This is a genomic window from Streptomyces sp. NPDC002306 (assembly GCF_053593435.1).
In genome coordinates this window covers 252,314-278,824 of record NZ_JBSFCK010000010.1, presented here as the reverse complement: position 1 = coordinate 278,824, position 26,511 = coordinate 252,314, and the positions used below count along the sequence as shown (strand labels likewise).

25 protein-coding genes and 1 pseudogene are annotated in these 26,511 nt (G+C 72.8%); 18 read left to right on the top strand and 8 right to left on the bottom strand.

The window, feature by feature from the left end:
• Positions 1 to 91 precede the first annotated feature (91 nt).
• The 5 genes from ACWCQK_RS22125 to ACWCQK_RS22105 all read left to right on the top strand — a co-directional run bounded on the left by ACWCQK_RS22125 (position 92) and on the right by ACWCQK_RS22105 (position 6,125).
• A complete protein-coding gene (locus ACWCQK_RS22125; RefSeq protein WP_451157322.1) occupies positions 92 to 2,407 on the top strand; it encodes a hypothetical protein in 2,316 nt (771 codons plus the stop codon).
• A gap of 244 nt (positions 2,408 to 2,651) precedes the next feature.
• Positions 2,652 to 3,581, top strand: coding sequence for an ABC transporter ATP-binding protein (locus tag ACWCQK_RS22120; protein ID WP_451157321.1), 930 nt, complete (start codon positions 2,652 to 2,654; stop codon positions 3,579 to 3,581).
• Entirely contained in the window at positions 3,578 to 4,318 is a 741-nt protein-coding gene (locus ACWCQK_RS22115) for an ABC transporter permease (RefSeq protein WP_451157319.1), read from the top strand. Before ACWCQK_RS22120 ends, ACWCQK_RS22115 begins: the two co-directional genes overlap by 4 nt.
• A 44-nt stretch (positions 4,319 to 4,362) precedes the next feature.
• Positions 4,363 to 5,514: a sensor histidine kinase gene (locus ACWCQK_RS22110; RefSeq protein ID WP_451157376.1), complete on the top strand. Its 1,152-nt coding sequence runs from the start codon at positions 4,363 to 4,365 to the stop codon at positions 5,512 to 5,514.
• The gene (locus ACWCQK_RS22105; RefSeq protein WP_451157317.1) at positions 5,511 to 6,125 is read left to right on the top strand and encodes a response regulator; all 615 of its coding nucleotides are present in this window, start codon (positions 5,511 to 5,513) and stop codon (positions 6,123 to 6,125) included. Before ACWCQK_RS22110 ends, ACWCQK_RS22105 begins: the two co-directional genes overlap by 4 nt.
• 144 nt (positions 6,126 to 6,269) lie before the next feature.
• Here the strand turns inward: ACWCQK_RS22105 and ACWCQK_RS22100 are convergent, their stop codons facing one another.
• Positions 6,270 to 7,121, bottom strand: coding sequence for a SirB1 family protein (locus ACWCQK_RS22100; protein ID WP_451157315.1), 852 nt, complete (start codon positions 7,119 to 7,121; stop codon positions 6,270 to 6,272).
• Positions 7,122 to 7,297: 176 nt separating this feature from the next.
• Positions 7,298 to 8,293: pseudogene (locus ACWCQK_RS22095) on the bottom strand (GNAT family N-acetyltransferase); the annotation flags it as partial.
• A 141-nt stretch (positions 8,294 to 8,434) separates the two neighbouring features.
• Between ACWCQK_RS22095 and fdxA the strand changes: the two are divergent.
• The 3 genes from fdxA to ACWCQK_RS22080 all read left to right on the top strand — a co-directional run bounded on the left by fdxA (position 8,435) and on the right by ACWCQK_RS22080 (position 11,530).
• A complete protein-coding gene (gene fdxA, locus ACWCQK_RS22090) occupies positions 8,435 to 8,755 on the top strand; it encodes a ferredoxin (protein ID WP_086766880.1) in 321 nt (106 codons plus the stop codon).
• A gap of 133 nt (positions 8,756 to 8,888) precedes the next feature.
• Complete coding sequence (locus tag ACWCQK_RS22085; protein WP_451157312.1) at positions 8,889 to 9,986, top strand: bifunctional succinyldiaminopimelate transaminase/glutamate-prephenate aminotransferase; 1,098 nt, start codon at positions 8,889 to 8,891, stop codon at positions 9,984 to 9,986.
• A 251-nt stretch (positions 9,987 to 10,237) separates the two neighbouring features.
• Positions 10,238 to 11,530 (top strand): alkaline phosphatase, encoded by a 1,293-nt coding sequence (locus ACWCQK_RS22080; RefSeq protein ID WP_451157310.1) that lies wholly within the window; start codon positions 10,238 to 10,240, stop codon positions 11,528 to 11,530.
• Between the two features lie 122 nt (positions 11,531 to 11,652).
• On the opposite strand, the gene ACWCQK_RS22075 is transcribed toward ACWCQK_RS22080, so the two are convergent.
• Positions 11,653 to 12,102 carry an ATP-binding protein gene (locus tag ACWCQK_RS22075; RefSeq protein WP_451157308.1) on the bottom strand — a complete coding sequence of 150 codons (450 nt, stop codon included), beginning with the start codon at positions 12,100 to 12,102 and terminating at the stop codon, positions 11,653 to 11,655.
• Between the two features lie 320 nt (positions 12,103 to 12,422).
• A complete protein-coding gene (locus ACWCQK_RS22070; RefSeq protein ID WP_451157306.1) occupies positions 12,423 to 13,433 on the bottom strand; it encodes a heavy metal transporter in 1,011 nt (336 codons plus the stop codon).
• A gap of 84 nt (positions 13,434 to 13,517) precedes the next feature.
• Here ACWCQK_RS22070 and dapE point away from each other — a divergent pair, with 84 nt between their 5' ends.
• Both dapE and ACWCQK_RS22060 read left to right on the top strand, forming a co-directional pair.
• On the top strand, positions 13,518 to 14,597 hold the full coding sequence (gene dapE / locus ACWCQK_RS22065; protein WP_451157304.1) for a succinyl-diaminopimelate desuccinylase: 1,080 nt from the start codon (positions 13,518 to 13,520) through the stop codon (positions 14,595 to 14,597).
• Positions 14,598 to 14,735: 138 nt separating this feature from the next.
• Entirely contained in the window at positions 14,736 to 15,500 is a 765-nt protein-coding gene (locus tag ACWCQK_RS22060; RefSeq protein WP_385787744.1) for an LOG family protein, read from the top strand.
• Positions 15,501 to 15,632: 132 nt separating this feature from the next.
• On the opposite strand, the gene folP is transcribed toward ACWCQK_RS22060, so the two are convergent.
• Positions 15,633 to 16,493 (bottom strand): dihydropteroate synthase, encoded by an 861-nt coding sequence (folP, locus tag ACWCQK_RS22055; protein WP_451157302.1) that lies wholly within the window; start codon positions 16,491 to 16,493, stop codon positions 15,633 to 15,635.
• A 131-nt stretch (positions 16,494 to 16,624) separates the two neighbouring features.
• Between folP and ACWCQK_RS22050 the strand changes: the two genes are divergently transcribed.
• Both ACWCQK_RS22050 and ACWCQK_RS22045 read left to right on the top strand, forming a co-directional pair.
• Positions 16,625 to 16,972, top strand: coding sequence for a DivIVA domain-containing protein (locus ACWCQK_RS22050; protein WP_451157374.1), 348 nt, complete (start codon positions 16,625 to 16,627; stop codon positions 16,970 to 16,972).
• Complete coding sequence (locus ACWCQK_RS22045; protein WP_451157300.1) at positions 16,969 to 17,547, top strand: DNA-3-methyladenine glycosylase I; 579 nt, start codon at positions 16,969 to 16,971, stop codon at positions 17,545 to 17,547. The genes ACWCQK_RS22050 and ACWCQK_RS22045 overlap by 4 nt, the downstream gene beginning before the upstream one ends.
• Before the next feature lie 66 nt (positions 17,548 to 17,613).
• On the opposite strand, the gene chcB is transcribed toward ACWCQK_RS22045, so the two are convergent.
• Positions 17,614 to 18,417: a 2-cyclohexenylcarbonyl CoA isomerase gene (gene chcB, locus ACWCQK_RS22040; RefSeq protein ID WP_451157298.1), complete on the bottom strand. Its 804-nt coding sequence runs from the start codon at positions 18,415 to 18,417 to the stop codon at positions 17,614 to 17,616.
• Positions 18,418 to 18,799: 382 nt separating this feature from the next.
• On the opposite strand from chcB, the gene ACWCQK_RS22035 reads away from it, so the two are divergent.
• Entirely contained in the window at positions 18,800 to 18,967 is a 168-nt protein-coding gene (locus tag ACWCQK_RS22035; protein ID WP_003966491.1) for a DUF3117 domain-containing protein, read from the top strand.
• Between the two features lie 133 nt (positions 18,968 to 19,100).
• Here the strand turns inward: ACWCQK_RS22035 and ACWCQK_RS22030 are convergent, their stop codons facing one another.
• The gene (locus ACWCQK_RS22030; RefSeq protein WP_385787821.1) at positions 19,101 to 19,799 is read right to left on the bottom strand and encodes an O-methyltransferase; all 699 of its coding nucleotides are present in this window, start codon (positions 19,797 to 19,799) and stop codon (positions 19,101 to 19,103) included.
• 235 nt (positions 19,800 to 20,034) lie between these two features.
• Here ACWCQK_RS22030 and sigE point away from each other — a divergent pair, with 235 nt between their 5' ends.
• From sigE to ACWCQK_RS22005, 5 genes are all read left to right on the top strand, one after another.
• Positions 20,035 to 20,736 carry an RNA polymerase sigma factor SigE gene (gene sigE, locus ACWCQK_RS22025; RefSeq protein WP_451157372.1) on the top strand — a complete coding sequence of 234 codons (702 nt, stop codon included), beginning with the start codon at positions 20,035 to 20,037 and terminating at the stop codon, positions 20,734 to 20,736.
• Positions 20,733 to 21,728, top strand: a complete 996-nt coding sequence (locus ACWCQK_RS22020; protein WP_451157296.1) for an anti-sigma factor family protein — start codon at positions 20,733 to 20,735, stop codon at positions 21,726 to 21,728. The genes sigE and ACWCQK_RS22020 overlap by 4 nt, the downstream gene beginning before the upstream one ends.
• 132 nt (positions 21,729 to 21,860) lie before the next feature.
• Positions 21,861 to 23,660 (top strand): trypsin-like peptidase domain-containing protein, encoded by a 1,800-nt coding sequence (locus tag ACWCQK_RS22015; RefSeq protein ID WP_451157294.1) that lies wholly within the window; start codon positions 21,861 to 21,863, stop codon positions 23,658 to 23,660.
• Between the two features lie 233 nt (positions 23,661 to 23,893).
• Positions 23,894 to 24,352: a sec-independent translocase gene (locus ACWCQK_RS22010; protein WP_451157292.1), complete on the top strand. Its 459-nt coding sequence runs from the start codon at positions 23,894 to 23,896 to the stop codon at positions 24,350 to 24,352.
• Positions 24,353 to 24,601: 249 nt separating this feature from the next.
• Complete coding sequence (locus ACWCQK_RS22005; protein ID WP_451157290.1) at positions 24,602 to 25,258, top strand: hypothetical protein; 657 nt, start codon at positions 24,602 to 24,604, stop codon at positions 25,256 to 25,258.
• 100 nt (positions 25,259 to 25,358) lie between these two features.
• Here the strand turns inward: ACWCQK_RS22005 and ACWCQK_RS22000 are convergent, their stop codons facing one another.
• Positions 25,359 to 26,492: an Mrp/NBP35 family ATP-binding protein gene (locus ACWCQK_RS22000; RefSeq protein ID WP_451157288.1), complete on the bottom strand. Its 1,134-nt coding sequence runs from the start codon at positions 26,490 to 26,492 to the stop codon at positions 25,359 to 25,361.
• Positions 26,493 to 26,511 lie beyond the last annotated feature (19 nt).

Below are 26,511 nucleotides of genomic sequence, written 5' to 3'. Positions count from 1 at the left end.
TACACGCCAGAAGTGGCCAGTATGGTGGTGCGCGCCGCCGAGCCGCCCGTGAGGCCTGTGCGGGCGGCGGAGCCAACCGGGAGAACCTGCCTTGAGTCGTGAAACTGACACTCCGTCCTCCGGGCCCGACGGGCGCGGCGGAGCCGCTTACCCCTCCGGCACGCCGCCGTACGGGACCCCCATGGTTTCCGACGGCGGTACGGGCGCGGGCCGTTCGGCCGCCCAGCCGGAGGAGCGCAAGACCGAGACCACGCTGACGACCCGGATCCGGATCAACATCCCCGGGTCGCGGCCGATTCCGCCGGTCGTCGTCCGTACGCCCGTCGCGGACAGCGACAGCGGGACGGGCGAGGACACCGGCGCCGCCGCACCGGCGCCCGCCGCCGTGCCCACCGGCGCCGTCGAACCGCCCGCCGACCCCGCGGCCCCGGCCGAGGAGAAGACGAGCGACTGGTTCGCCCCCCGCAAGGGCGGATCGGGCAAGGGCGGCGGTTCCACCAACGGCGCGGGCCTGCCGGGCGGTGCCGCGGCGGGCGCCGCCGGTGCCGGTCCGGGCGCGCCCGCCGGTGCCCCCGCGGCCGCCCCGCCGAACGCCGGCCGGCCCGGCGGTGTGGCCGGAACCGCGGGTCCCGCCGGCGGCTCGCGCCCCGGCGGCACGAACGGTGCCGGACTCTCGGGCGCCACCGGTGGCCCCGTCGCGCCCGGCCACGGCGGCGGCACCGGTTCCTTCGACGTGACCGAGGCCCTGGCGGCGGGTCCGCTGGGCAACGGCTCACGCCCCGGCTCCGGCGATACCCGCCGGGACGACCTGCCGTACTTCGCGGAGAACGGCCAGGGCGCTCAGAGCGGCCAGGGCGGCCAGAGCGGGTACGGCGGCCCGCCGAGCGTCCCCGGCGGCCAGGGCGGCGCCCAGGGCCCCTCCGGCCCCACCGGCGGCCCGGTCACCGGCGACGGCCCGCTGGTGCCCCCGGTGGGCGGCGCGCAGGGCGGCCTCGGCGCACGCCGCGTCCCCGGCGCCTCCGGTGCTCCCGGCGGACCGGGCGCGCCCGGCGCTCCGGGTGCTCCCGGCGGCCCGCAGGCGTTCAGCGGCGGTGAGTCCTTCAGCGACCCCGGGATGCCCGGCGGACCCCGTGGGCGTGGCCCCGGTGGTCCCGGCACGGCTCCCGGCCGCGGCCCCGCGGCCGCGGGCGGTGGCCCCGGCGGGCTGAGCGACGACACCGCGATCCTCACCCCGCAGAAGCCGGCCCCCGAACCCGGCCCCGGCGGCTACGGCGGCCGCATGGACAACGTCTCCGGGCAGACCGTCACCAGCGGCATGCCCATCGTGCCCCCGGGCGTCGCGGGCGCCCCCGGCGCGCCGTTCGGATCCGGCGCGCGCCCCGACGGACCGCTGCCGCACACGCCCCCGAAGCTGCCCGAGCCGGTCGCGCAGAACGTGCCGCCGGCCGCGCCCCGGAAGAAAAAGAAGGGCCGCAGCAAGCTGGTCCTGCTCGGCAGCCTCGTGGTCGTCGGCGCGGCCGGCGCCTACGGCGCGGGCCTGCTGATGAACCACTCCGACGTGCCCAAGGGCACCACCGTGCTCGGCGTCGACATCGGCGGAGGGACCCGCGACGAGGCCGTCAAGAAGCTCGACGAGGCCTTCGGCGAGCGGGTCGGCCAGCCGCTGAAGCTGTCGGTCGACGGCGACACCGTCACGCTCAAGCCGGACCAGGCCGGCCTCCAGCTCGACGAGCAGGCCACCGTCGCGGCGGCCGCGCAGAGCGACTACAACCCGGTCTCCGTCATCGGCTCGCTCTTCGGCGGCCAGCGCGAGATCGAGCCGGTCATGCCCGTCGACGAGGAGAAGCTCCAGGCCGCGCTGCAGAGCGCGGCGGGCGGCTCCGGCTCGGCGAGCGACGGCACGATCAAGTTCCAGTCCGGCAAGGCCGTCGCGGTGTACGGCAAGGCGGGCAAGGGCATCGACGTCGCCCAGTCGAACACCGCCGTCGCACAGGCCTACCGCACCCAGGTGGAGACGGGCGCGCCCGCCACCGTGAAGGTGCCGACGACCACCCGGCAGCCGACGATCCCGGACGCCGAGGTCGACCGGATGATGAAGAAGTTCGCCGAGCCGGCGATGTCCGCCAAGGTCACCGTGCAGACGGACGCCGCGCACTCGGTCCCCTTCAGCCCGCAGAACTCCCTGTGGAAGTTCCTGGAGGTGAAGGCGATCGACGGCAAGCTCGTCGAGAGCTACAACGAGGCCGCGCTCAAGGAGCTCTACGGCCACACCTTCGACGGCGTGCTCATCACCCGCGGCACCGGCCAGAAGACGGCCGTCACGGTCCAGGACGTGATCAGCGCCCTGCGCCCGGCGCTGACCAGCACCACCAACCGCGTCGGCGTCATCGAGACGAACCCGTCCTAGCCGTCGCCGTGGCAGGCCGTCACGGCATCCGAAGGGGCACCCGGCAGCACCCGGGTGCCCCTTCGCCGTGCCCGGCCAGGGAGGCGGCGGGTCACGCCGTAGGGGCGGCCGCCGTACCCGGCCGCGGAGGCGGCGCGTCACCCCGTACGGCGGCCTGTCACCCCGTACGCATGACATCTGTCATCCGGCAGTCGGGACGGCCGACACTGCCGGGCCCCCGGCCTCCGCCGCCAGGATGGTCGGCATGACGACGACAGCGACGGCCACCGCCACCGAGGTGGTCGGGTTCGATCAGGTGGGCAAGAGGTACGGGGACGTACGCGCCGTGGACGGCCTGACGCTCCGGCTGCACCCGGGGGAGACCGTGGCCCTGCTCGGACCCAACGGGGCCGGCAAGTCCACCACCCTGGACCTGCTGCTCGGCCTCAAGCAGGCCGACAGCGGCACCGTCCGGGTGTTCGGCACCAGCCCGCGTGAGGCGATCATCGCCGGACGGGTGGGCGCGATGCTCCAGAGCGGCGGGCTGATGGACGAGGTGACCGTCGGGGAACTGGTCAAGCTCGCCTGCGACCTGCACCCGAAGCCGTACAAGGCGAGCGACGTGCTGGCCCGCGCGGGCATCGCGCAGATCGCCGACCGCAAGGTCGACAAGCTCTCCGGCGGCCAGGCCCAGCGGGTCCGGTTCGCCCTCGCCACCGCGGGCGACAGCGACCTGATCGTCCTGGACGAGCCGACCACCGGCATGGACGTCTCCGCCCGCCAGGCGTTCTGGGCCACCATGCGCGAGCAGGCCGACCAGGGCCGCACGGTGCTGTTCGCCACGCACTACCTCGAAGAGGCCGACGCCATCGCCGACCGCGTGCTCGTGCTGCACCGGGGCCGCCTCCTCGCGGACGGCACCGCCGCCGAGATCAAGGCGAAGGCGGGAGCGCGCAGGATCTCCTTCGACCTCCTCGACGACACGATCGACGAGGCACCCCTGCGGGCGCTGCCCTTCCTGACGTCCGTGGACATCTCGGGCCAGACGATCCGCCTCCAGTCCACCGACGCCGACGCGACCGTCCACGCCCTGTACGGCCTCGGCGTCTACCCCCGCAACCTCGAAGTCGCCGGACTCGGACTCGAGCAGGCCTTCGTCGCCATCACCGCCGCCGAGGAGGCCAGGCAGTCGTGAACGCCCTCATCAAGCTGGAACTCGCCCGCGCCCTGCGCAACCGCAAGTTCCTGTTCTTCTCGGTGATCTACCCGTCGGTGCTGTTCCTGCTCATCGCGGGCCAGGCCGACGACACCACCAAGATCGACGGCACCGGGCTGACCCTCGCCACCTACATGATGGTGTCGATGGCCTCCTTCGGAGCCCTGACCGCCGTCCTGATGGGCAACAGCGAGCGCATCGCCAAGGAGCGCGAGAGCGGCTGGGTGCGGCAACTGCGGCTGACCACCCTGCCGGGCCGCGGCTACGTCCTCGCCAAGACCGCGAGCGCGGCCGTGGTCAGCCTGCCGTCCGTCGTCGTCGTGTTCGCCGTCGCCGCGGCCGTCAAGGGCGTACGCCTGGACGCCTGGCAGTGGCTCGCCCTCACCGGCGCCATCTGGGCCGGCAGCCTCGTCTTCGCCGCCCTCGGGGTCGCCATCGGCTACCTCGCCAGCGGGGACGCGGTCCGCCCGATCACGATGATCACCTACTTCGGCCTGTCGATCCTCGGCGGCCTGTGGATGCCGACCACGACCTTCCCGCAGTGGCTCCAGGACATCGCCGAGTGGCTGCCCACCCACGCGTACGCTGCCCTGGGACAGGCGATCGAACAGAGCCAGGTCCCGCACACCAAGGACATCGCCATCCTCGGCGTGTTCTTCGTCCTCTTCTCGGGCGGTGCGGCCTGGCTGTACCGGAAGGACACGCTGAAGGCGTGAACGGCAACCGCGACGACGACGGCGAGGCCGGCACCGCACGACGGATGCGCATGGGCCTGCCGCCCCGCAACGCGCGCGAGGTCCTGATCAAGACGTTGTGGATCGTGGTCTGGCTGGTCTTCCTCAGCTCGCCGGTCCAGGACCTGTTCAGCGGCGGCCACAGCGTCGGCGGCACGGTCGCCGGCTGGCTGGGCCTGACCGTCTTCGTCACGGTGTACCTGTCGCTGGTGTTCCGGAACATGGGCGGCAAGGCGTACTCGGGCCGTACGGTCGGCGTCCTGATCCTGGGACTCGGGGCCCTCGCCGTCGCCCTGTGCCTCACCCTCGGCAAGGAGTGGCTCGGGCTCTTCGTGTACGTCTCCGTCGCCTGCGGGGCGGCCCTGCCGCTGCGCCTGGCGTACCGCACGATCCCGCTGGCCGCCGTCGCGATGGTGCTCGTCGGGCTGAGCGTCGGCGAGCCGGACGCGCTGGACCTCGTTCCGCTGGTGCTGCTCATCGGGTTCGCGATGACCGGGATCGGCCAACTCATCCGGACGACCATCGAGTTGCGCAAGGCCCGCGCCACCGTCGCCCAGCTCGCCGCCAACGAGGAGCGCCTGCGCCTCGCCCGCGACCTGCACGACCTGCTGGGCCACTCGCTCTCCCTGATCACGCTGAAGAGCGAGCTGGCCGGCCGGATGCTCCCCGACCACCCCGACAAGGCCGCCCAGCAGGTCGCCGACATCGAACAGGTCAGCCGCCAGGCCCTGGTCGACGTGCGCGAGGCCGTCACCGGCTACCGCCGTGCCCGCCTCGCCGACGAACTCGCCGGTGTCCAGGTCGCGCTGAGCGCGGCCGGCGTCACAGCGGAGCTGCCGGCGGAGGCCGACCTCGCCGGCGTCCCCGAGGAGAGCGAGTCGGCCCTCGCCTGGGCGTTGCGCGAGGCGGTCACCAACGTCGTACGGCACAGCGGCGCGCGGCACTGCACGGTGGAGCTGTGCCGCCGCCAGACCCTCGACGGCCCCTTCCTCGAACTCTGCGTCGAGGACGACGGCTCCGGGGGCACGGGCACCGGTCCCGGCAACGGTCTGACGGGTTTGGCCGAGCGCCTGGAGAAGGCCGGCGGCACCCTGGAGACGGACGCCCTCAAGCACGGTTTCCGACTGGTCGCCCGCGTCCCGGCCGACTCCTCGCGGGACATAGGATCCGGGGCATGAGCCACACGATCAAGGTCCTGCTGGCCGAGGACCAGTCGATGGTCCGCGAGGCCCTGGCCGCACTGCTCGGCCTGGAGGACGACATCGAGGTGGTCGCCCAGGTGGCCCGCGGGGACGAGGTCCTGGCGGCCGCCCGTGCCCACGACGTGGACGTGGCCCTCCTCGACATCGAGATGCCGGGCGCGACGGGCATCGAGGCGGCGGCCCTGCTGCACCGGGAGCTGCCTCGGGTGAAGCTGGTCGTCCTGACCACCTTCGGCCGCCCCGGCTACCTGCGCAGCGCCATGGAGTCCGGCGCCGACGCCTTCCTGGTCAAGGACGCTCCGGCCGCCCAACTCGCCGCGGCCGTACGCAAGGTGCTGGCAGGCGAACGGGTCATCGACCCCACCCTCGCGGCCGCCGCGCTGGCCGGGGGCGCCAACCCCCTCACCGACCGCGAACGCGAGATCCTGCGCGCCGCGGCCGACGGCGCCACCAACGCGGAACTGGCCCGAGCCCTGCACCTCTCCCAGGGCACGGTCCGCAACTACCTCTCGACGGCGATCCAGAAACTGGCCGCCCGCAACAGGACGGAGGCCGTCGGCATCGCCAGGGAGAAGGGCTGGCTGTGACGCCGAGCTGATCCCGGCCGGCCCCCAGGGACGCGGGGAACCGCGCGCCCGGACCACCCCGAGTCGCGTCCGGACCACCCCGAGCCGCGCCCGCTCGACCACGGTCGCTCCATGGTGCCGCGCGCAAAGATCAGCTGAGCCTGGTCAGTTGAGCCTGGCGCGAGCCGCGAGCGCCTGCCCCCGCACCCGCTCCGCCGCGGGCGAGTCCACCGCGTCCACCACCTCCGCGTATGCCTCCAACTCGGCGGCCCCGCCCACGAAGTCGCCCCGCTGCACCAAGATGTGCGCCCGCTCGTACCGCAGCCGGGCCGGGTGCGAAGGCAGCAGCAGCGACAGCTCCACCGCCCACAACGCCACGTCCGACCGCTCCGGCCGGGCCGAGGCCCACGCCCGGACGTTGTTCAGGATCCTCAGCACCACCTCCAGCGGATCCGCCGGTGCCAGCATCGACGGAGTCATCCGCGTCCCCGTGGCCCCCACGACGAGCATCTCGGCGTCGGACCCGCTCAGCACCCGGCCCCCGTCGAACGGATCGGCCAGCACCTGCTCCTCCGGCGGTCCGAACCCGACGACGAAGTGACCCGGCAGGGCCACCCCGTACACCGGCGCGCCCGCCCGCCGCGCGACCTCCATCCACACCACGGAGAGCAGGATCGGCAGTCCGCGCCGCCTGCGCAGCACCTCGTGCAGCAGCGACGACCGCAGCCACTGGTAGTCGGCCGGGGTCCCGTGGAACCCCCGGCGCTCCCCGAGCACCGCGCACAGCGCCCGGGCCCAGGCCGCCGGGCCGGCGGGGCGGAACGGCAGCTCCCCGGCCAGCCGGTCCAGTTCCATCTGTGCCGCGTCCATGCCGGTCTCGTCCAGGTCCCCGTCGGCCGCCGCGCCCACCAGCAGACACAGTGCCGACAGGTCGGGCCGCTCGCAGCGGGCCTCCTCGGCGAACCGCCGCCGCAGCTCGGCGGAGCGCTCGGGGGGCGGGGGGAAGGGCGTACGCATAGCAGGCTCGTGCCCCCTCACGGTGATCCGTACCGGCCGGCGGCGGGGCCGGCCGGTCCGTGGTGCCCGGTCGGCTTCCCGTGCCCGGCCGGTTCCCCGTGCCCGGTCGCGTTCCCGTGCCCGGCCGATTCCCCGTGCCCGGTCGCGTTCCCGTGCGCGGCCGGTTCCCCGTGCTCGGCCGAGGCGCGGTAGTGGTGGTAGGCGTGATGGGGGGCGAAGCCCAGCCGGGCGTACAGGGCGCGCGCGGCCGTGTTGTCCGCCTCCACCTGGAGCCAGGCGGCGGAGGCGCCCTCGTCGAGGGCCTGGCGGGCCAGCGCGGCCATCACGGCGGTGGCCAGTCCGCGCCGCCGCAGCGCCGGGTCGACCTCGACGGCGGCGAACCCGGCCCACCGCCCGTCCACGACACACCGCCCGATCGCGGCGGGCGGGTCACCCGCACGCTCGCCCGCCACCGTCGCGAACCACACCGACGGCCCACCGCCCAGCACCTTCAGGGCCACGTCGCTCACTCCCTTGCGCTGATAGCGCGCCAGCCACGCCGTGCCGGCCGACCGGGAGAGCACGACCCCGGACGGCTCACCCGGATCGGCGACCGGCGCGAGCGCCCCGATCCACAGCTCGGCGCTCACCTCGCGCACCCACCCGCGCCGCTCCAGCTCCGCGCACAGCGCCTCCTGGGTGCCCGCGGCGCCGGTCGCGGTCTGGACGTACGCGGGCAGGCCACGCTCTCCGTACCAGCGTCGTACCTCGGTGAGTGCCTCGTCGAGCGGGAGGCCCGGCTCGCCGAGCGGCAGCACCGAGTTGGCCCGTCGGGTGAACCCGGCGGCGGCCCGCAGTTCCCACTCGCCCAGACGTGTGCTCTCCACCGGCCGCCAGGCCCGCCCGGAGACCCGGGCGAGCTCCTCGTAGGACGCGGACGGACCCCGGCGGCGGGCCGGCGCGGCAGGCACCACCTTGCCCGCGACCAGGGAGGACTCCGTGATCCGGACGCTCTCGCCGTCCTTCCGTGTGATCACCAGCACCGCGTTGTCCCATGATGTGAGAACACCCACCGTGTCGGTGAATTTCGCTCCGGTGTCCCCGGGGTCGCCCAACCGCCGTACGGAGACGCGTTTGCCCACGTCAGCAGCGGTGATACGGACCTCGAGGCGTCCTGCGGCCGAGAATTCCACTGGTCCGTTCACCCCTCCTGTTCGGATCATGCCCAAGAACGGAGATACTAGGGGCGGGCATCGACGACGCCGCGCTCCCGCGCGCCAGGCGGCGGAGCCTGTGGGAGGCCCGCCAGCGCCCTATCGAGGAGGAACGACAGCGTGACCTACGTCATCGCGCAGCCTTGTGTCGACGTGAAGGACAAGGCGTGCATCGAGGAGTGCCCGGTCGACTGCATCTACGAGGGCCAGCGGTCCTTGTACATCCACCCGGACGAATGCGTCGACTGTGGTGCCTGTGAACCGGTCTGCCCGGTCGAGGCGATCTTCTACGAGGACGACACTCCGGAGGAGTGGAAGGACTACTACAAGGCGAACGTCGAGTTCTTCGACGAGCTCGGCTCTCCCGGCGGCGCCAGCAAGCTGGGGCTGATCGAGCGCGACCACCCCTTCGTCGCCGCGCTGCCCCCGCAGGCCGGCTGAGTCCGCACCAGCGGCACGCACCGACGCGTCGCCTCGGTCCCGTACGGCCTGATCCCCGCGGATCATGTCGTGCGGGGCCGAGGCGTTTGCGCCACGAACGGCCCAGGCCTTCCAGAAAGTGAGCAAGATCCCCGTGTCCGCAGTCTCCGACCGTCTGCCCACCTTCCCCTGGGACAAGCTGGAGCCGTTCAAGAAGACGGCCGCCGCGCACCCGGGCGGCATCGTCGACCTGTCCGTCGGCACCCCGGTCGACCCGGTGCCCGAGCTGATCCAGAAGGCCCTGATCGCCGCTGCGGACTCCCCGGGCTATCCGACGGTCTGGGGCACCCCCGAGCTGCGCGACGCGATCACGGGCTGGCTGGAGCGCCGCCTGGGCGCCCGCGAGCTCACCCACCGGCACGTCCTGCCGATCGTCGGCTCCAAGGAACTGGTCGCCTGGCTCCCCACCCAGCTGGGCCTCGGCCCCGGCGACAGGGTGGCCCACCCGCGCCTCGCCTACCCGACCTACGAGGTCGGCGCCCGGCTGGCCCGCGCGCGGTACGAGGTCTACGACGACCCGCGCGACCTGGACCCGGCGGGCCTGAAGCTGCTCTGGCTCAACTCGCCGTCCAACCCGACCGGCCGGGTCCTGGGCAAGGCGGAACTGACGTCGATCGTCGCCTGGGCCCGTGAGCACGGCGTCCTGGTCTTCTCCGACGAGTGCTACGTCGAACTGGGCTGGGAGGCCGACCCGGTCTCGGTCCTGCACCCGGACGTGAACGGCGGCTCGTACGAGGGCATCGTCGCGGTCCACTCGCTCTCCAAGCGCTCCAACCTCGCCGGCTACCGCGCGGCCTTCCTGGCGGGCGACCCGGCGGTCCTCGGCCCGCTGCTGGAGATCCGCAAGCACGGCGGCATGATGACGTCCGCGCCGACGCAGGCGGCGGTGGTGGCGGCCCTCGGCGACGACATCCACGTCCGCGAGCAGCGCGAACGCTACGCGGCCCGCCGCGCGGTGCTGCGCGAGGCGCTCCTGGAGCACGGCTTCCGCATCGAGCACAGCGAGGCCAGCCTCTACCTCTGGGCCACCAGGGACGAGTCCTGCTGGGCCACGGTGGCCCACCTCGCGGAGCGCGGCATCCTGGTCGCGCCGGGCGACTTCTACGGCACGGCGGGCGAGAAGTTCGTGCGCGTGGCCCTCACGGCGACGGACGAGCGGGTCCGCGCGGCAGCGGAACGCCTGGCCCGCTAGGGCCGCGTCTCACCGCGACGCCGTGCACACCAGGTGGTGCGGAGTGTGGGCAACTTTCCGGTCAAACAGCGGTCAGGGCCCCGCCCGCGGGACGAGATGGCGATGACCTGTCCGGACAAGTCCGGGGCCTGCGGCTTTACCTGCCACTGGAGATCTCGTCGCGTACTGGTCATCTGTTCTTGGTCATCCTCCCCCCAAAGGAGCTTATGTTCACGGTCAAATAGTGGGCAAGAACAACAACGGAGGACGTTGTGTCCCTGGAAGTTCGTAGGGCTCGGCGGTTCGCCGCTCCCGCAGTCGCCGCTGTCGCCGCCGCGGTGGTGACCATGGTGGTCAACCCGACGCTGGGCGCGTCGGCCGCGGCTCCTCAGGCCGCCGCCAAGGGCAAGGCCCCGACCGCCAAGAACGTCATCTTCATCAACGGTGACGGCATGGGCGCGTCCATGCGCCAGGCCGCCCGTCTGCACTTCTCCGGCCTGGGTGGCCAGCTCGCGATGGACAAGCTCCCCACCTCGGGCCAGCTGACCACCGAGCCGGACGACCCCAAGGCCGTCGTCACCGACTCGGCCGCCGCGGCGACCGCGTGGGCCACGGGCGAGAAGACCTACAACGGCGCGATCAGCGTCGACGTGGACGGCAACCCGCTGGCCACCCTCGGCCAGCAGGCCAAGGCGGCCGGCAAGTCCACCGGCCTGGTCACCACCGCTCAGGTCACCGACGCCTCGCCGGCGGCGTTCTTCGCGAACACCGCCAACCGTTCGGCGCAGGACGAGATCGCCCGCCAGTACCTCGAGGTCAGCAAGCCCGACGTCATCCTCGGCGGTGGCGAGGACTGGTGGCTGCCCGCGGGCAGCGCCGGCGCGTTCCAGGACAAGCCCGCCGAGGACCCGTCCGAGGCGAGCAAGGGCACCAAGGGCGACCTCATCGCCAAGGCCAAGAGGGCCGGTTACTCCTACGTCTCCAGCGCGGACCAGCTCAACCGCGCCAAGGGCGGCAAGCTCCTCGGTCTCTTCGCCAACGAGGAGATGTTCCAGCAGCGCCCCGAGGGCCAGGGTGACGTGTACAGCCCGGTGGTCGGTCTGTCCACCATGACCAGCAAGGCCCTGAGCACGCTGGACAAGAACAAGAAGGGCTTCTTCCTCATGGTCGAGGAGGAGGGCACCGACGAGTTCGCGCACTCCAACAACGGCACCCGCACCCTGCAGTCCATGCAGGAGCTGGAGAAGGCCGTGGCCGTGGCCCGCGCCTACGTCGCCACCCACTCCGACACCCTGCTGGTCATCACCGGCGACCACGAGACCGGCGGCCTGGCCGTCGAGGACTCGGACGCCGCCGACGAGTCCGGCACCGGCATCTCCGCCGAGGACGGCCCGTTCAGTATCCGTGGCAGCGAGAAGAGCTTCTACATCGACTGGACCACGTCCGGCCACACCGGCGTGGACGTGCCCGTGACCGCCGCGGGTCCGCTGTCCGACCGCTTCACCGGCAAGCACGCCAACACCTACGTGTACGACGTGCTGCGCCAGGCCCTGACGCGCCGCTAGTCGGAGCCGGATCCTGACGCGCCGTCGAGCGACGCGTCGACATCACGGAGCCCCGGGGCACATTCGCCCCGGGGCTCCGCTGTCGTGTCGCCGCGGCCCCGCGCCGTCGCGGGGCGGGGGGCTCAGCCGCCCAGCGGCAGCCCCTTCACCGGCAGGGACTGCGTCGGCAGCCCGCCCTTGGTGAGGGACTCCGTGGGCAGCCCGCCCTTGGTCGCCGTCGACGCGGTGTCCCCGAGGATGTCGCCCGCGGACCCCGCCGCCTCACCGGCGGTCTTCTGCGCGGCGGGCGCCGCCTTCCGTACGGCCTTGCCGCCGGTCTTGCCCGCGGCCGGCACCGCCGTACCGACGGCCTTGCCGCCCGCTTCACCGGCGAGCCCGGTGGCGCTTCGCGTCGCGCCGTCGACGGAGCTGCCGACGCTCGCGCCGTCCACCGCGGTCAGGCCGCCGAGGTTCGGGGCGGCCGGCAGCTCCGGGGCCGCACTCGCGGAGCCGGCCGCACCGACCCCGGCAGCCGCTCCCGCCGCGACGAGCAGCGCGACACGGGCGATCCGGCGGGTCAGAGGGAGGGACATGATGCTCCTTTGAGGGAGAGAACATGGAAGTGTCCGACCGCTCCCGGTGGTTGATCGGAGGTGATCGTCCGGGCTCGGTCCCCCTGACTACCGCTCGAAGCCCAGGAAGGTTGCGGCGGCCCAATGTAAAGAATTGGTAACGCGTCGCATTATCGGGTACGGATAAAATCGGGCAAAGAGCGTCCGCTCCGAAAATCTGCCGAATCCTTACGGCCCCGTGGCCCCAAGGGCTTCGGCGCGCGGGGGAGCGGCGGCGCGCAGGCCCGTGCGCCCGTCCGCCCGCGGTGACGGTATGTGACCCGTGCGGGTGAAGTTTCGTACTACTGCGCGGTGATGATCCGCACCGAGTCCACGTCCGCCCGCTCCGGCCCGGCGGAACCCCCGGCCGCGGCCGTACGCCAGCGGCTGTCGGTGTTCCCGGCGGTCCACTCCTGCCCGGCGTAGAAGACACGTTCGATGCGCAGCGCCGAGGAGTTCGCCACCGCCCAGTGCGCGAGCTGCCAGCCGCGCTCCTCGGTGGTGTGCCCCGCGGAGCCGCTCCCGCCGCCCTTGACGGCCGGCACGGGCACCGTCACGATCCGCCCGCTGGACTCGGCGGTCACGACGGGCACGGGCGTCGAGGGCGCCTTGTCGTCGGTGCCGCGGGAGCTTTCGCCCACCTCCGCGCCGGCCTCCTCCAGGGCGTCCCGCCCGAAGTCCCGCACGAGCGCGGTGCGTACCGCGTCCGGCCCCGCGGCCATGGTGGCACCGGGGCGGCCCGCGCAGGTCAGGGTCGCCGCCGCGCGCCCCGTGAGGGCGGCGGCGAGCAGCGTCGCGTCCGGCTCGTGCTTGGCGTACGCCTCCGGGTAGCCGCTGCGCTGCACGCGCTGCGCGGCCACGGTGAGCGGGAGATCCGTGTATCCGGACACCTTGACCAGGTGCTCGTAGAAGGCGCCCGCCGCGTACGCCGGGTCCATGATCTGCTTCTCGGTGCCCCAGCCCTGCGACGGACGCTGCTGGAACAGGCCCAGCGAATCGCGGTCGCCGTGCTCGATGTTGCGCAGCCCCGACTCCTGGAGCGCGGTCGCGAGCGCGATGGTGACGGCCCGTTCGGGCAGCCCGCGGTTGGTGCCGACCGCCGAGATGGTCGCCGCGTTGACCGCCTGTTCGGGCGTGAACTCGTAGACCGCGCCGTCGCGTTTTCCCGAGACGACTCGGCAGCCGGGATCGCCGGCGCCGCCCGTGACGTACTGCACCACGAGATAACCGGCGACCGCGCACAGGACCACGCAGGCCCCTCCGAAACGGAGGAGGCGGCCGCGGCGCTTGGGGGAGGGTGACGGCTCTGGCACGGGTACAAGGTAGCGGAGACCGACGGGGTTGCCGCGCCGGGTGTGGACAGTGGGTGAACGGCTCGGCGCGCTAGGGTCGACGGCATGGCCGACACCCCGCTTGACCTCACGCTGGACGCCGCCGAGCTCACCGCGCGGCTGGTCGACTTCCCGTCCGAGAGCGGCACCGAGAAGCCCCTCGCGGACGCGATCGAGACCGCGCTGCGCGCCCTGCCCCACCTGACGGTGGAGCGCTACGGCAACAACGTGATCGCCCGTACGTTCCTGGGGCGTTCGGAGCGCGTGATCCTGGCGGGCCACATCGACACGGTGCCCATCGCCGGGAACGTCCCCTCGCGCCTCGACGACGAGGGCGTGCTGTGGGGCTGCGGCACCTGTGACATGAAGTCAGGCGTGGCGGTACAGCTGCGCATCGCGGCCACGGTCCCGTCCCCGAACCGCGACCTCACCTTCGTCTTCTACGACAACGAGGAGGTCGCCGCCGACCTCAACGGCCTCAAGCACGTCGCCGAGACCCACCCGGACTGGCTGGAGGGCGACTTCGCGGTACTGCTGGAGCCGTCCGACGGCCAGGTGGAGGGCGGCTGTCAGGGCACCCTGCGCGTCCTGCTGAAGACGACGGGCGAGCGCGCCCACTCGGCGCGCAGCTGGATGGGCTCGAACGCGATCCACGCGGCGGCCCCCGTCCTGGCCCGCCTCGCCGCCTACGAGCCGCGCTACCCGGTGATCGACGGCCTGGAGTACCGCGAGGGTCTGAACGCGGTGGGTGTCTCGGGGGGAGTGGCTGGCAACGTCATCCCCGACGAGTGTGTCGTGACGGTCAATTTCCGCTACGCGCCGGACCGCACCGAGGAGGAGGCCGTCGCCCATGTCCGCGAGGTCTTCGCGGACTGCGGGGTCACGGAGTTCGTGATCGACGACCACAGCGGCGCCGCCCTGCCCGGCCTGTCCCACCCGGCCGCGGTGGCCTTCATCGAGGCGGTGGGCGGCACCCCGCAGCCCAAGTACGGGTGGACGGACGTCTCCCGTTTCTCGGCGCTCGGCATCCCCGCGGTCAACTACGGACCCGGAAATCCGCACTTGGCGCACAAGCGTGATGAAAGGGTCGATACGGGGAAAATCCTGGCGGGCGAGGTCCGGCTGCGCGACTGGCTGACGAGCTGAGGAGCCGACGGCTTCCGGCGGGACATGCCGACGTCCCCCGTCCGTAACCCGCGTAGATCTACGCTGAGGTGGAAAGACCCTTCTCCCGCGCCCGGCTCAGCCGGAGCGGGGGAGGCCCCGATCGCGGAGGGAGCGCACATGGCTACCGGGAACCCCGAGGGCAAGAAGCAGCCACCGGAGGAACAGCGGCTGGGACCGGTCCTGCGACGGCGGGGCCAGGTGACGTCGAGCACGACGGACCAGCGGCTGCTGGACGCGGGCGGCCCGTCGGACTGGGTCCACACCGACCCCTGGCGGGTCCTGCGCATCCAGTCGGAGTTCATCGAGGGCTTCGGCACGCTCGCCGAACTCCCGGCCGCGATCAGCGTGTTCGGCTCGGCGCGCACCCCCAGGGAGTCACCGGAGTACGAGGCGGGCGTCCGGCTCGGCCGCGGGCTGGTGGAAGCGGGCTTCGCCGTCATCACCGGCGGCGGTCCCGGCGCCATGGAGGCGGCGAACAAGGGCGCGTGCGAGGCGGGCGGCGTCTCGGTCGGCCTCGGCATCGAGCTGCCCTTCGAGCAGGGGCTCAACCCCTATGTCGACATCGGCCTGAACTTCCGCTACTTCTTCGTCCGCAAGATGATGTTCGTGAAGTACGCGCAGGGCTTCGTGGTCCTGCCCGGCGGTCTCGGCACCCTGGACGAGCTCTTCGAGGCCCTGACCCTCGTCCAGACCCAGAAGGTCACCCGCTTCCCGATCGTCCTGTTCGGCAGCGCGTACTGGGGCGGCCTGGTCGACTGGCTCAGGCACACCCTGATCGCGCAGGGCAAGGCGGCGGAGAAGGACCTCACCCTGTTCCACGTCACGGACGACATGGACGAGGCGGTGGCCCTGGTCTCCAAGGAAGCCGGACGCCAGCGCTGAGCCGGTGGGTCCGGGGGCGGCGGCCCCCGGACCCCGCCCGTCCGGGCTCACCCGGTTCTCCTCGCCCCGGCCCCGCCCGTCCGGCCTGATCCGCCAGGGTGTGTCCGGTCGCGTCCGGGTGCGCCGGCCGCTTCAGGCCAGCCCGCGTCGCGCCACCGCCGGCTCCCGCCACCCCGCGATCGACGCCACCATGTCCAGCACCTCCCGCGTCTCCGCCACCTCGTGCACGCGGTACACCTGTGCCCCCAGCCACGCCGACACGGCCGTGGTCGCCAGCGTGCCCAGCACCCGTTCCTTCACGGGCCTGTCCAGCGTCTCCCCGACGAAGTCCTTGTTGGACAGGGACACCAGCACCGGCCACCCCGTCCCGACCATCTCGCCGAGCCGCCGGGTCGCCTCGAGACTGTGCCGGGTGTTCTTCCCGAAGTCGTGCCCGGGATCGATCAGTACGGACTCGCGCGGCACCCCCAGCGCCACCGCCCGCTCGGCCAGCCCCACCGTCACCCGCAGGATGTCGGCCATGACGTCGTCGTACGTCACCCGGTGCGGCCGGGTCCGCGGCTGGGCGCCTCCCGCGTGCGTGCACACCAGCCCCGCCCCGTAGCGCGCGGCGACCTCCGCCAATCCGGGGTCCACCCCGCCCCACGCGTCGTTCAGCAGATCCGCCCCGGCCTCGCAGACCGCCTCCCCGACCTCGGCCCGCCAGGTGTCCACGCTGATGACGACGTCCGGGAAGCGCCGCCGTACCTCCGCGACGAAGCCGACGGTCCGCCGCGCCTCCTCCTCGGCCGTGACCTCCTCGCCCGGCCCGGCCTTCACCCCGCCGATGTCGATGATCGCGGCCCCCTCCGCCACCGCCCGCTCCACGCGCGCGAGGGCGGGTTCGTCCCGGAAGGTCGCTCCCTGGTCGTAGAAGGAGTCCGGGGTCCGGTTCACGATCGCCATGATCACCGGCTCGTGCGCGCCGAACGCGCGCCTGCCCAGCCTGAGCATCCCCTGTGACCTCTCCTCGTACGTGCTGGTCTTCGGCCGCCTGCGACCCTAACTGTCAGACTCGCATGGCACGATCGGACCCTGACACTTTCGACACCGAGCACACCGAGCGTGGGGACCCAGCGATGGTTATGTTCTTGTTCCTGGTTGTCGCGCTGGCCGTCGTGGTCGCCGCGGTGACACTCGCCGTGGTGGGCGGCGGCGAGGGCACCGGACCACTGCCGGAGGCGGCGCCCGAGCGACTGCACGACCCGCTGCCCCCGGAGCGCCCGGTCAGCCGCGCCGACATCGACAGCCTGCGTTTCCCGCTCGCCCCGCGCGGCTACCGCATGGCCGACGTGGACGACGCGCTCAACCGCCTCGGCGCCGAACTCGCCGAGCGTGACGCCCGTATCGCCGACCTGGAGTCCGCGCTCGCGGGCGCCAGGACCGGGACCCGCGTCTCGATGGACAAGCCCGCGGAGGGGGACCACCGGTGAGCGACGCGGTCGCGGGCCCGGACGGCCGCCCGCGTTGCCCCTGGGCGCTGTCCACACCGGACTACGTGGCGTATCACGACGAGGAGTGGGGCCGCCCGGTCCACGGTGACGACGCGCTGTTCGAACGGCTCAGCCTGGAGGCCTTCCAGTCGGGCCTGTCCTGGATCACGATCCTGCGCCGCCGCCCGGGTTTCCGGACAGCCTTCGACGGCTTCGTGATCGCCGAGGTCGCCGCCTTCACCGACGGGGACCGCGAGCGTCTCCTCGCCGACACCGGCATCATCCGCAATCGCGCCAAGATCGACGCCACCGTCTCCAACGCGCGCGTGCTGGCCGACTGGGCCCCGGGCGAACTGGACGAGCTGATCTGGTCCCACGCGCCCGACCCCGCGACGCGCCCGGCCCCGAAACGTATCTCCGACGTGCCGGCCGTCACCCCTGAGTCGACGGCCCTGTCGAAGGCCCTGAAGAAGCGGGGGCTGCGCTTCGTCGGGCCGACGACGGCGTACGCGCTGATGCAGGCGTGCGGACTGGTCGACGACCACCTGGCCGACTGCGCCGCACGCCGGGCCTGAACCCGTCCGGGCACGGACACCCCGTCCGGGTTCCCGCCGGGGCGTCCCTGCTCGGACGGGCCGGGCTCAGCGGCCCAGGTACTTCGGCTTCTCCTTGTCGACGAACGCGCGGACCGCGATCGCGTGGTCCTCCGAGGCGCCGGCCCGCGCCTGGAGTTCGTCCTCCTTCTCCAGGGTCTCGGCGAGCGAGTGCGACAGCCCGTACGCGACGGCCTCCTTGAGCGCCGCGTAGGCCACGGTCGGCCCCTGGGCCAGCGCGCGCGCCACCTTCTCGGCCTCGCCCCGCAGTTCGGCCGCCGGTACGACACGGTTGGCGATCCCCAGTTCGTACGCCTCCTGCGCCTTCACGCTGCGCGGGAAGAGCAACAGGTCGGCGGCCCGGCCGGGGCCGACGACCCGCGGCAGCGTCCAGGAGATGCCCGAGTCCGCCGTCAGGGCGACGCCCGCGAAAGAGGTGTTGAAGGCGGCCGTGTCCGCCACGATCCGGTAGTCCGCGGCCAGCGCGAATCCGAAACCGGCCCCGGCCGCGACCCCGTTCACCGCGGCGACCACCGGCTTGGGCGCCCCGGCCAGCGCCCGCACGATCGGGTTGTAGTGCTCCTTCACCGTGCTCATCGTCCGGCCCGACCCCGACTCCCGGTCGGCGGCCAGCAGCCCGATGTGCTCCTTCAGGTCCTGGCCCACGCAGAACGCCCGGTCACCGGCCGCGGTCAGCAGCACGGCCCGTACGGCGTCGTCCGCGGCCGCCGCCTCGACCGCGTCGCGAAGGGCGACCTTGGCCGCGATGTTCAGCGCGTTCATCGCCTCGGGGCGGTTCAGGGTGATCGTCGCGAGCCCGTCGCTCACCTCGTAGAGCACGGTGTCGGCCATGGCGGAACCCCTCCGGTGGTCGCTGTGGGGACGTACTGGTCGGTACGCCCGCTGTCCGAAGGACAGCATGGCGGAGATCACCGTCCGCGTACCGGACCGTCCGTGTGACCTGCGTCAAAGAATTCCGGCGGGTTTCCGGTCCACGGACGTCCGTGCGGTGGAGCAGTATCGCAGTCACATCGCCGAATTGAGTGGTTTTGCTCGCGCGCGTTGCCCAAGCGATGCCGACTGATGTTGGTCATCGGGTCCTGAGATGCGGGATAATGGCCTGGAAGCAATGTGTTCGATGCCGGTGTCGTGCGTCCCACGCTAGGACCGCGCGTGCCCTCTCCCAGGGGCCGTCGGCTTTGACGATGAGCTGGTTTCAGGAAGGGGAACGAGCATGGCGGCCATGAAGCCGCGAACGGGTGATGGCCCGCTCGAGGTGACCAAGGAGGGGCGGGGCATCGTCATGCGCGTTCCGCTCGAAGGCGGCGGTCGACTCGTCGTCGAGCTGACCCCTGACGAGGCCGACGCGTTGGGCGACGCCCTCAAGAAGGTCGTCGGCTAGCGCGCAAGCGACCATAGCCTTTTCAGCCGCCCCGGCATCCTACGTGGTGTCGGGGCGGCTGATTTGCGTGGGTGCGCCCCATGCGTACCACCTGCGTACGCCCGCCCGTGCCACGGGCGGGGCCGCCCGAACGTCAGCGCTTGACGGCGCAGAGCAGCCCGTCGCCCACCGGCAGCAGCGACGGCACCAGCTCCTGGCTCTCGCGCACCGCGCGCAGCAGCTCCCGGATCCGTATGACCTCCGTCGGCTGCGGACCGGAGTCGACCGTGCGGCCGTTGGCGAACACGCCCTCGAACACCACCAGGCCCCCGGGGCGCAGCAGGCGCAACGATTCAGCGAGGTAGTCGAGGAACTCCAGCCGGTCGCCGTCGCAGAAGACGAGGTCGTAGCCGGCGTCCGCCAGCCGGGGCAGCACGTCCAGCGCGCGGCCCGGGATGAAACGGGCCCGGTTGCTCGCGAAGCCCGAGGCGCGGAAGGCGTGCCGGGCGAACTGCTGGTGCTCCGGCTCGGGATCGACGGTGGTCAGCACGCCGTCCGGCCGCATCCCGTGCAGCAGGTTGATGCCGGACACGCCGGTCCCGGTACCGATCTCGGCGACCGCCTTCGCGTCCACCGACGCGGCCAGCAACCGCAGCGCGGCGCCCGTGCCGGGCGACACCGAGCGCAGCCCCGCGTCGCGGGCGCGGTCGCGGGCCCAGCGCAGTGCTTCGTCCTCGGCGACATAGGCGTCGGCGAACGCCCAGCTCGTCTGCCGGTTGCCGGTGATGACCGTCTCCTGTCCCCATGGTTGCCTGGGCGTGACTGTATCCGCTGCCGTCGGGAACCTGCTGATGGGACCGGCCGTTTATAGGGGTGGCGGATACGGCGGGGGGACACAGTTGGATCACGACGGCGGACCGGACGACGCGAAAGTGCTGACGCAGCCGTATGAGCCGTATCAGCCCAGATCAAATTCTCGTAAAACCGCTTATCCGGAGCTAACGGGCGAGGTGGCTATGGTAGGGGCTCCACTGGACACCACCAGAGCTGACAGGGGAGGTGCGGCCGCGCCTGTGGATCGGGGAGGAGTGCTCAGGCGCTTCCTCGGATCGGCCGGCAAGCCGAGATCCGTGAACGACACCGCTGCTGACCACAGTCACGCCGCTGACACGACCCAGACCGCGACTTTCTCCACCGACGCGGACGGGCAGGCGTGGACTCCGCCCACCTGGGAGGAGATCGTCAGCATGCACAGCGGCCGGGTGTACCGGCTGGCCTATCGCCTCACCGGTAACCAGCACGACGCCGAGGACCTCACCCAGGAGGTCTTCGTCCGTGTCTTCCGTTCCCTGTCGACGTACTCGCCGGGTACGTTCGAGGGCTGGCTGCACCGCATCACCACCAATCTCTTCCTGGACATGGTCCGCCGCAAGCAGCGCATCCGCTTCGACGCCCTCGGCGAGGACGCGGCGGAGCGGCTGCCGAGCCGCGAGCCGTCCCCGCAGCAGGTCTTCAACGACGCGCACTTCGACGCGGACGTCCAGCAGGCCCTCGACACCCTCGCGCCCGAGTTCCGCGCCGCGGTGGTTTTGTGCGACATCGAGGGACTGTCGTACGAGGAGATCGCCGCGACCCTGGGCGTCAAGCTCGGCACGGTCCGCTCCCGGATCCACCGTGGCCGCTCCCAGCTGCGCAAGGCCCTCGCGCACCGCTCGCCGGAGGCGCGCGCCGAGCGCCGTTCCTTCGTGGCCCGGGTGCCCGCTCTGGGAGGAGGGGGCGCGACCGCGTGAGTGGATCCCGACCCACCCCGACCGAACGGCTCCTGGCCGAACAGCACCTGGGAGACCGGCTCTCCGCCCTGGTGGACGGTGAGCTCGGTCATGACGCCCGTGAGCGGGTGCTCGCGCATGTGGCGACCTGCCCGAAGTGCAAGACCGAGGTCGACGCTCAGCGCCGGCTGAAGAACGTCTTCGCGGAAGTGGCTCCTCCGCCCCCCTCCGAGAGCTTCCTGGCCCGACTCCAGGGGCTTCCCGGGGGAGGTGACCCGGACGGCGGTGGCTCGCCGCTCGGCGGGGGAGGCTTCGGGGGGTTCTCCCCGCGTGCCTCCGGGGGCTTCGGCGGCAGAGCCGGGGTCTTCGGCGTGAAGCGGGACGACTCCTTCGACTTCGACTTCGTCTCCTCCGGCGAGCACGGTCCGGTGCTGCCGCCCACCTCCCCCGACCGGGGCTTCCGTATCCATCCCGTCGGCCGGACCGACGCCGAACGGTCCGCCTCGCGCGGGCTGCGGTTCGCGTTCGTCGCCGCCGGAGCGGTGTCGCTGGCCGCGGTCGCGCTGGGCGGGGTGAACACCGGAGCCCCGGGCGACTCGGCCTCGGAGGCGCGCGGTTCCGGCTCCGGCAGCAATGTCACCCCGGCGCGCACGCCGGGCACGAGCGCCGGGGCCACTCCCGAGAACCAGCGCCGGCGCGGGCTCGGACCGCTGGCCGCCCAGGGCGGCCAGGGCGTGCTCGGCGAGACCCCGGTCGCCCCGACCGCCGCGGGTGCCCCGCTGCTGCCCGGGGTGCCGTCGCCCGGGACGGCCCAGGACGTCGTGCACACGCTCACCACTCCGGTGATGGCGGGTGCCGCCGCGATGTCCCCGCTGATACGTCCGCTCACCGCGGTCACCCCGATCGCTCTCACCGATTGGTCCTCGGCCCCAGGGGTCACCGCCCCCGGGGTGCTCGCCGCACCCGTCCCCGGCACGACGTCGACCCCTTCCGTCTCTCCTCTGTCTCGCTGACCAGCCGTCCTTCCCACCGAGCGCTGCGCGACGGCCCGCGAACCTGGTTGAATCCAGGGAGGGCCGCGCCCACGGCACAGAGCCGGGCGCGGGGGTGGGCGTCGACGAGCCGGGCCGGCTGTGGGGGAGAGCATGAACGAGGGGAAGCCCACGAAGGCGAAGTGGTGGAACCGGCCTCGTACGCGGACGAGGCCGGACCAGCCCGCGTACGGCGGCGACTTCGCTCCGGTGCCGCCCGCCGCGATCCCCGACGTCGAACCTCTTCCCGCCCCTGCCGCCGTGCCCGCACCCGTTCCTGCCCCCGTTCCCGGACAGGGAACCGGCTCCGGCTCCGGTTCCGGCAGCGAAGTCCCGGCGTCGGCGTCGGCCGGTGACCGGCCCAGGCCTCTTCACGACCCCGATCCCTACAGCACCCCGCCGTACGGCGAAGCGGGTCCCTGGGCGCCCGCTCCGCCGGTCCAGCACCCCGCCGTGACGGCGGCGACGCACGGTGCTCCCCTCCCGACGCCCGCACCGGCCGCTGACGCCCAGGAGACGCCCGCGTCGCCCGCGAACGCGCAAGGGGTGCCCGTACCGGCCGCTGACGCCCCAGGGGCGCCCGCGTCGCCTGCTGACGCCCTGGGGGTGCCCGCACCGGCCGCCGGTGCCCCGGGGACGCCCACTTCGGCACAGGACCGGCTCCCGTCGTCCGACACCGGGGGGCCCGGCGCCCCCTGGCAGCGCTACGACCCCTGGGCCGCCGCCCCGCTCGCCACCGCCGTACCGCTCGCCTCCGGCCCCCTTCAGCTGAACGGGGCCGCCGTGCCCGGCGAGCGGCAGCGGCGCCGCGGGGCGCGGCGGGGGATCGTCGGCGGGGCCGTGGTGCTCGCCCTCGTCGCCGGCGTCGCGGGCGGCGTCGTAGGCGCGTATCTGGAGCGCAACGGCGGACTGGGGACGGTGGAGCTGCCGCAGGCCGGTGCGGTGCCCGCAGGGCGGGCTCCGGACAGCGTGGCGGGCATCGCGGCGCGGGCCCTGCCCGGGGTGGTCACCCTGCATGTCACCGGCACCGGGGAACAGGCCACCGGCACCGGCTTCGTGCTCGACACCCGGGGCTACATCCTCACCAACAACCACGTGGTGCGGCCCGCCGGCCCGGACGGCCGGATAACCGTGGTCTTCAACGGCGGCGAGACCGCCGAGGCCGAGGTCGTCGGACACGACAGCGGCTACGACCTCGCCGTGGTGCGGGTGAGCGGAGTCGAGGGCCTCAGGCCCATCCCGCTCGGCAACTCCGACAACGTGCGGGTCGGTGACCCCGTCGTCGCCATCGGCGCCCCCTTCGACCTGGAGGGCACGGTCACCTCCGGCATCATCAGCGCCAAGGAGCGGCCCATCACGGCGGGCGGCGAGGAGGACGGGGGCGACGTCTCGTACGTGGACGCCCTCCAGACCGACGCCCCCATCAACCCCGGCAACTCCGGCGGCCCGCTCCTCGACGCGCAGGCCCGGGTGATCGGCATCAACTCCGCCATCCAGTCCGCCGACAACGGCTCGGACCCCGGGAGCGACCGGCCCGGCTCGATCGGGCTCGGCTTCGCCATCCCCGTCAACCAGGGCAAGCGCGTCGCCGAGGAGCTGATCAACACCGGCAGGGCGACCCATCCGGTCATCGGCGTCACGCTCGACATGGACTTCGCCGGGGACGGCGCCCGGGTCGCCGCCAAGAGCGGCGCCGGCGGCTCCCCGGTCACCGCGGGCGGCCCCGGCGACCGGGCCGGGCTCAGGGCGGGCGACGTCATCACCGCGGTGGACGGCCGGCGCGTCCACTCCGGCGAGGAGCTCATCGTCAAGACCCGCGCCCATCGTCCCGGTGACCGCCTGGAGCTGACCGTCGAGCGTGGCGGCCGGGCCAGGACGATCATCCTCGTCCTCGGATCCGCGGACGGCGACTGACCCGCCCGGGCATCGGCGCCCGCCCGCGAGGGACGGAAAACGTCACAGGCCGGGGCCGTTTCCGGGCCCGGCAAGGCAAACACCGCGAAAAACCGGTCGCGTACACGCACCCGGACGGCTCGGGACAGTACCGGTCCGACAGCCGGGCCGGGTACCGTGGACCCGGCCCGGACCACGGAAGACCGCACAGACAGCCGAGGGCCGAGGACCGAGGACATCGCAAGGAGCTTCAGGTGTTCAATGACATAGGACCGCTCGAGCTGATCACGCTCGTTGTCCTCGCCGTGCTCGTCTTCGGTCCGGACAAGCTCCCGAAGGTCATCCAGGACGTGATGCGCACGGTCCGGAAGATCCGTGAGTTCTCGGAGAGCGCCAAGCAGGACATCCGGCAGGAGCTGGGCCCGGAGTTCAAGGACTTCGAGTTCGAGGACCTCAACCCCAAGACGTTCATCCGCAAGCACATGGACAACGACGAGCTGGGGCTCAAGGAGATCCGCAACGGCTTCGACCTCAAGAAGGAGATGGCCGAGGTCACGGACGCGGTGCACAGCCGCGACGCGGAGTCGTCCTCGGCGTCCTCCTCGCCGTCGTCGTCCGCCGGTCCGTCCGGTGGCCGCATCGACATGACGAAGAAGCCCGAAGGCTCCGAAGGCCGCGAGGAGCGCCCGCCGTACGACGCGGACGCCACCTGAGCGAGGACGAGCAGAGGCCGGACCCCCGACGCGTCACGCACGCCCCACGGCGTACGTGACGCGTTTCATACTCCTGTTCAGGCCCCGCGAGGCCTGAACAGGACCTCCGAGCGACCCACGCGCCGGGCGGTTTCGCTGTTGTCCGCGACGGGGTGGATATGCTGCCGAGTTGTTGCGCGGACCGGACGAGTACGCCCGAAGGGGGGCGGGCCGCCCGGATCCGACGAGAGCGAGGAGGCGTCCGGGCACATGGAGACGACAAGTGGGGCGGTCGCACAGGCGCCGGCCGCGGAGGGCGGACAGCAGGTCCCCTCCGCCCGGCGCACGGTCGACGGCTACCTGCTGGCGCCCTTCCCCTGGTACGGCCTCGACGAGGCCTTCACCGGGCCGCGCTGGCTGATGCAGGTCGGTACGGCGGCCGACGGCGCCGTCGAGCACGGGTCGATCGGGCACGGTGAGGAACCCTCCGTGCGCAACGAGGCGACCGAGGACAAGGAGCGGTTCGCGGTCGTGGTCACCGTCGCCGCCAACCCGGTGCGGCGCAGCGCGGACGGCACCGGACTGCTGGAGGCCACCTCGGTGTCCTCCGCGGCCTGGCTGGCGGGGGTGGGGCTGCTGTCCTTCACCTGGCCCGGCCAGATGGACCACAGCCTGCGCGACTCCTGGCTGGACCAGCAGACGGAGACGGCCTGGGTACTGGCCGACGACCTGGCCGGGCCGGACTGGTCGACGCTGTCGCTGCCGGTCGACGGCGTCCCGACCCGGTTCCACTACCGGGAGTCCGAGTTCGGGTGGGTCCTCGCGGGCTCGACCGAGGAGGGCGTCCACGTGGGGGCGTACGGGAGGGGCATGAGCGCGTACGGTCTCGGCTTCGCCATGATCAAGGACATCAGCGCGTACGCCTAGCCGGAGCGGCCTGAGCACGCGAAGGGGCGCCGTCCGCCACGGACGGCGCCCCTCGCTGTACCGGATCCGGCCGCGCCCGCCGGCGCGGGAGGGACCGGCTCTAGAACTTGTTCCTCGGCGTGATGCCCAGCGACAGGCCGGAGAGGCCGCGCTGCCGGCCGCCGAGCTTGCCCGCGATCGACCGCAGGGCCGAGCCCGCCGGGGAGTCCGGGTCGGTGAGGACCACCGGCCTGCCCTCGTCGCCGCCCTCGCGCAGCCGGACGTCGATGGGGATGCTGCCGAGCACCGGGACGGTCGCGCCGGTCGTCCGCGTGAGGCCGTCGGCCACCGTCTGGCCGCCGCCGGTGCCGAAGACGTCGACCATCTCGCCGCAGTGCGGACAGGGCAGCCCCGACATGTTCTCGACCACGCCGACGATCTTCTGGTGGGTCTGGACGGCGATGGAGCCCGCGCGCTCGGCCACCTCGGCCGCCGCCTGCTGGGGCGTGGTGACGACCAGGATCTCCGCGTTCGGGATCAGCTGCGCGACCGAGATGGCGATGTCGCCCGTGCCCGGAGGCAGGTCGAGCAGGAGCACGTCCAGGTCGCCCCAGTACACGTCCGCCAGGAACTGCTGGAGGGCGCGGTGGAGCATCGGGCCACGCCAGACGACCGGGGCGTTGCCCGGGGTGAACATGCCGATCGAGATGACCTTCACACCGTTCGCCGACGGCGGCATGATCATGTTCTCGACCTGGGTGGGGCGGCCGTCGGCGCCCAGCATGCGCGGCACGGAGTGGCCGTAGATGTCGGCGTCGACGACGCCCACCTTGAGTCCGTCGGCCGCCATCGCCGCCGCGAGGTTCACCGTCACCGACGACTTGCCGACGCCGCCCTTGCCGGACGCCACCGCGTACACCCGGGTCAGGTTGCCGGGCTTGGCGAAGGGGACCTCACGTTCGGTCTGGCCGCCGCGCAGGGCCGTCGCCAGCTCCTTGCGCTGCTCGTCGCTCATCACGTCCAGGGTGACGCCGACAGCGGTGACGCCCTCGACCCGGGAGACCGCCTCCGTCACCCGTTGGGTGATCGTGTCGCGCATCGGGCAGCCCGAGACCGTCAGGTACACGGTGACCGCGACCGCTCCGTCCGCGCCGATCTCCACCGATTTGACCATCCCCAGTTCGGTGATGGGGCGGTTGATCTCGGGGTCGTTCACCGTCGCCAGCGCTTCGCGCACCGCGTCTTCCGTAGCCATGAGAACGATGGTACGGCGC

What these genes read in the sequence shown, in the direction of transcription:
- ACWCQK_RS22120 (WP_451157321.1), top strand. Translation starts at nt 2,652, where the DNA reads ATGACGACGACAGCGACGGCCACCGCCACCGAGGTGGTCGGGTTCGAT.
- ACWCQK_RS22110 (WP_451157376.1), top strand. Translation starts at nt 4,363, where the DNA reads ATGCGCATGGGCCTGCCGCCCCGCAACGCGCGCGAGGTCCTGATCAAG.
- ACWCQK_RS22105 (WP_451157317.1), top strand. Translation starts at nt 5,511, where the DNA reads ATGAGCCACACGATCAAGGTCCTGCTGGCCGAGGACCAGTCGATGGTC.
- ACWCQK_RS22100 (WP_451157315.1), bottom strand. Translation starts at nt 7,121, where the DNA reads ATGCGTACGCCCTTCCCCCCGCCCCCCGAGCGCTCCGCCGAGCTGCGG.
- ACWCQK_RS22075 (WP_451157308.1), bottom strand. Translation starts at nt 12,102, where the DNA reads ATGTCCCTCCCTCTGACCCGCCGGATCGCCCGTGTCGCGCTGCTCGTC.
- dapE (WP_451157304.1), top strand. Translation starts at nt 13,518, where the DNA reads ATGGCCGACACCCCGCTTGACCTCACGCTGGACGCCGCCGAGCTCACC.
- ACWCQK_RS22060 (WP_385787744.1), top strand. Translation starts at nt 14,736, where the DNA reads ATGGCTACCGGGAACCCCGAGGGCAAGAAGCAGCCACCGGAGGAACAG.
- folP (WP_451157302.1), bottom strand. Translation starts at nt 16,493, where the DNA reads ATGCTCAGGCTGGGCAGGCGCGCGTTCGGCGCGCACGAGCCGGTGATC.
- ACWCQK_RS22050 (WP_451157374.1), top strand. Translation starts at nt 16,625, where the DNA reads ATGTTCTTGTTCCTGGTTGTCGCGCTGGCCGTCGTGGTCGCCGCGGTG.
- chcB (WP_451157298.1), bottom strand. Translation starts at nt 18,417, where the DNA reads ATGGCCGACACCGTGCTCTACGAGGTGAGCGACGGGCTCGCGACGATC.
- ACWCQK_RS22035 (WP_003966491.1), top strand. Translation starts at nt 18,800, where the DNA reads ATGGCGGCCATGAAGCCGCGAACGGGTGATGGCCCGCTCGAGGTGACC.
- ACWCQK_RS22015 (WP_451157294.1), top strand. Translation starts at nt 21,861, where the DNA reads ATGAACGAGGGGAAGCCCACGAAGGCGAAGTGGTGGAACCGGCCTCGT.
- ACWCQK_RS22005 (WP_451157290.1), top strand. Translation starts at nt 24,602, where the DNA reads ATGGAGACGACAAGTGGGGCGGTCGCACAGGCGCCGGCCGCGGAGGGC.
- ACWCQK_RS22000 (WP_451157288.1), bottom strand. Translation starts at nt 26,492, where the DNA reads ATGGCTACGGAAGACGCGGTGCGCGAAGCGCTGGCGACGGTGAACGAC.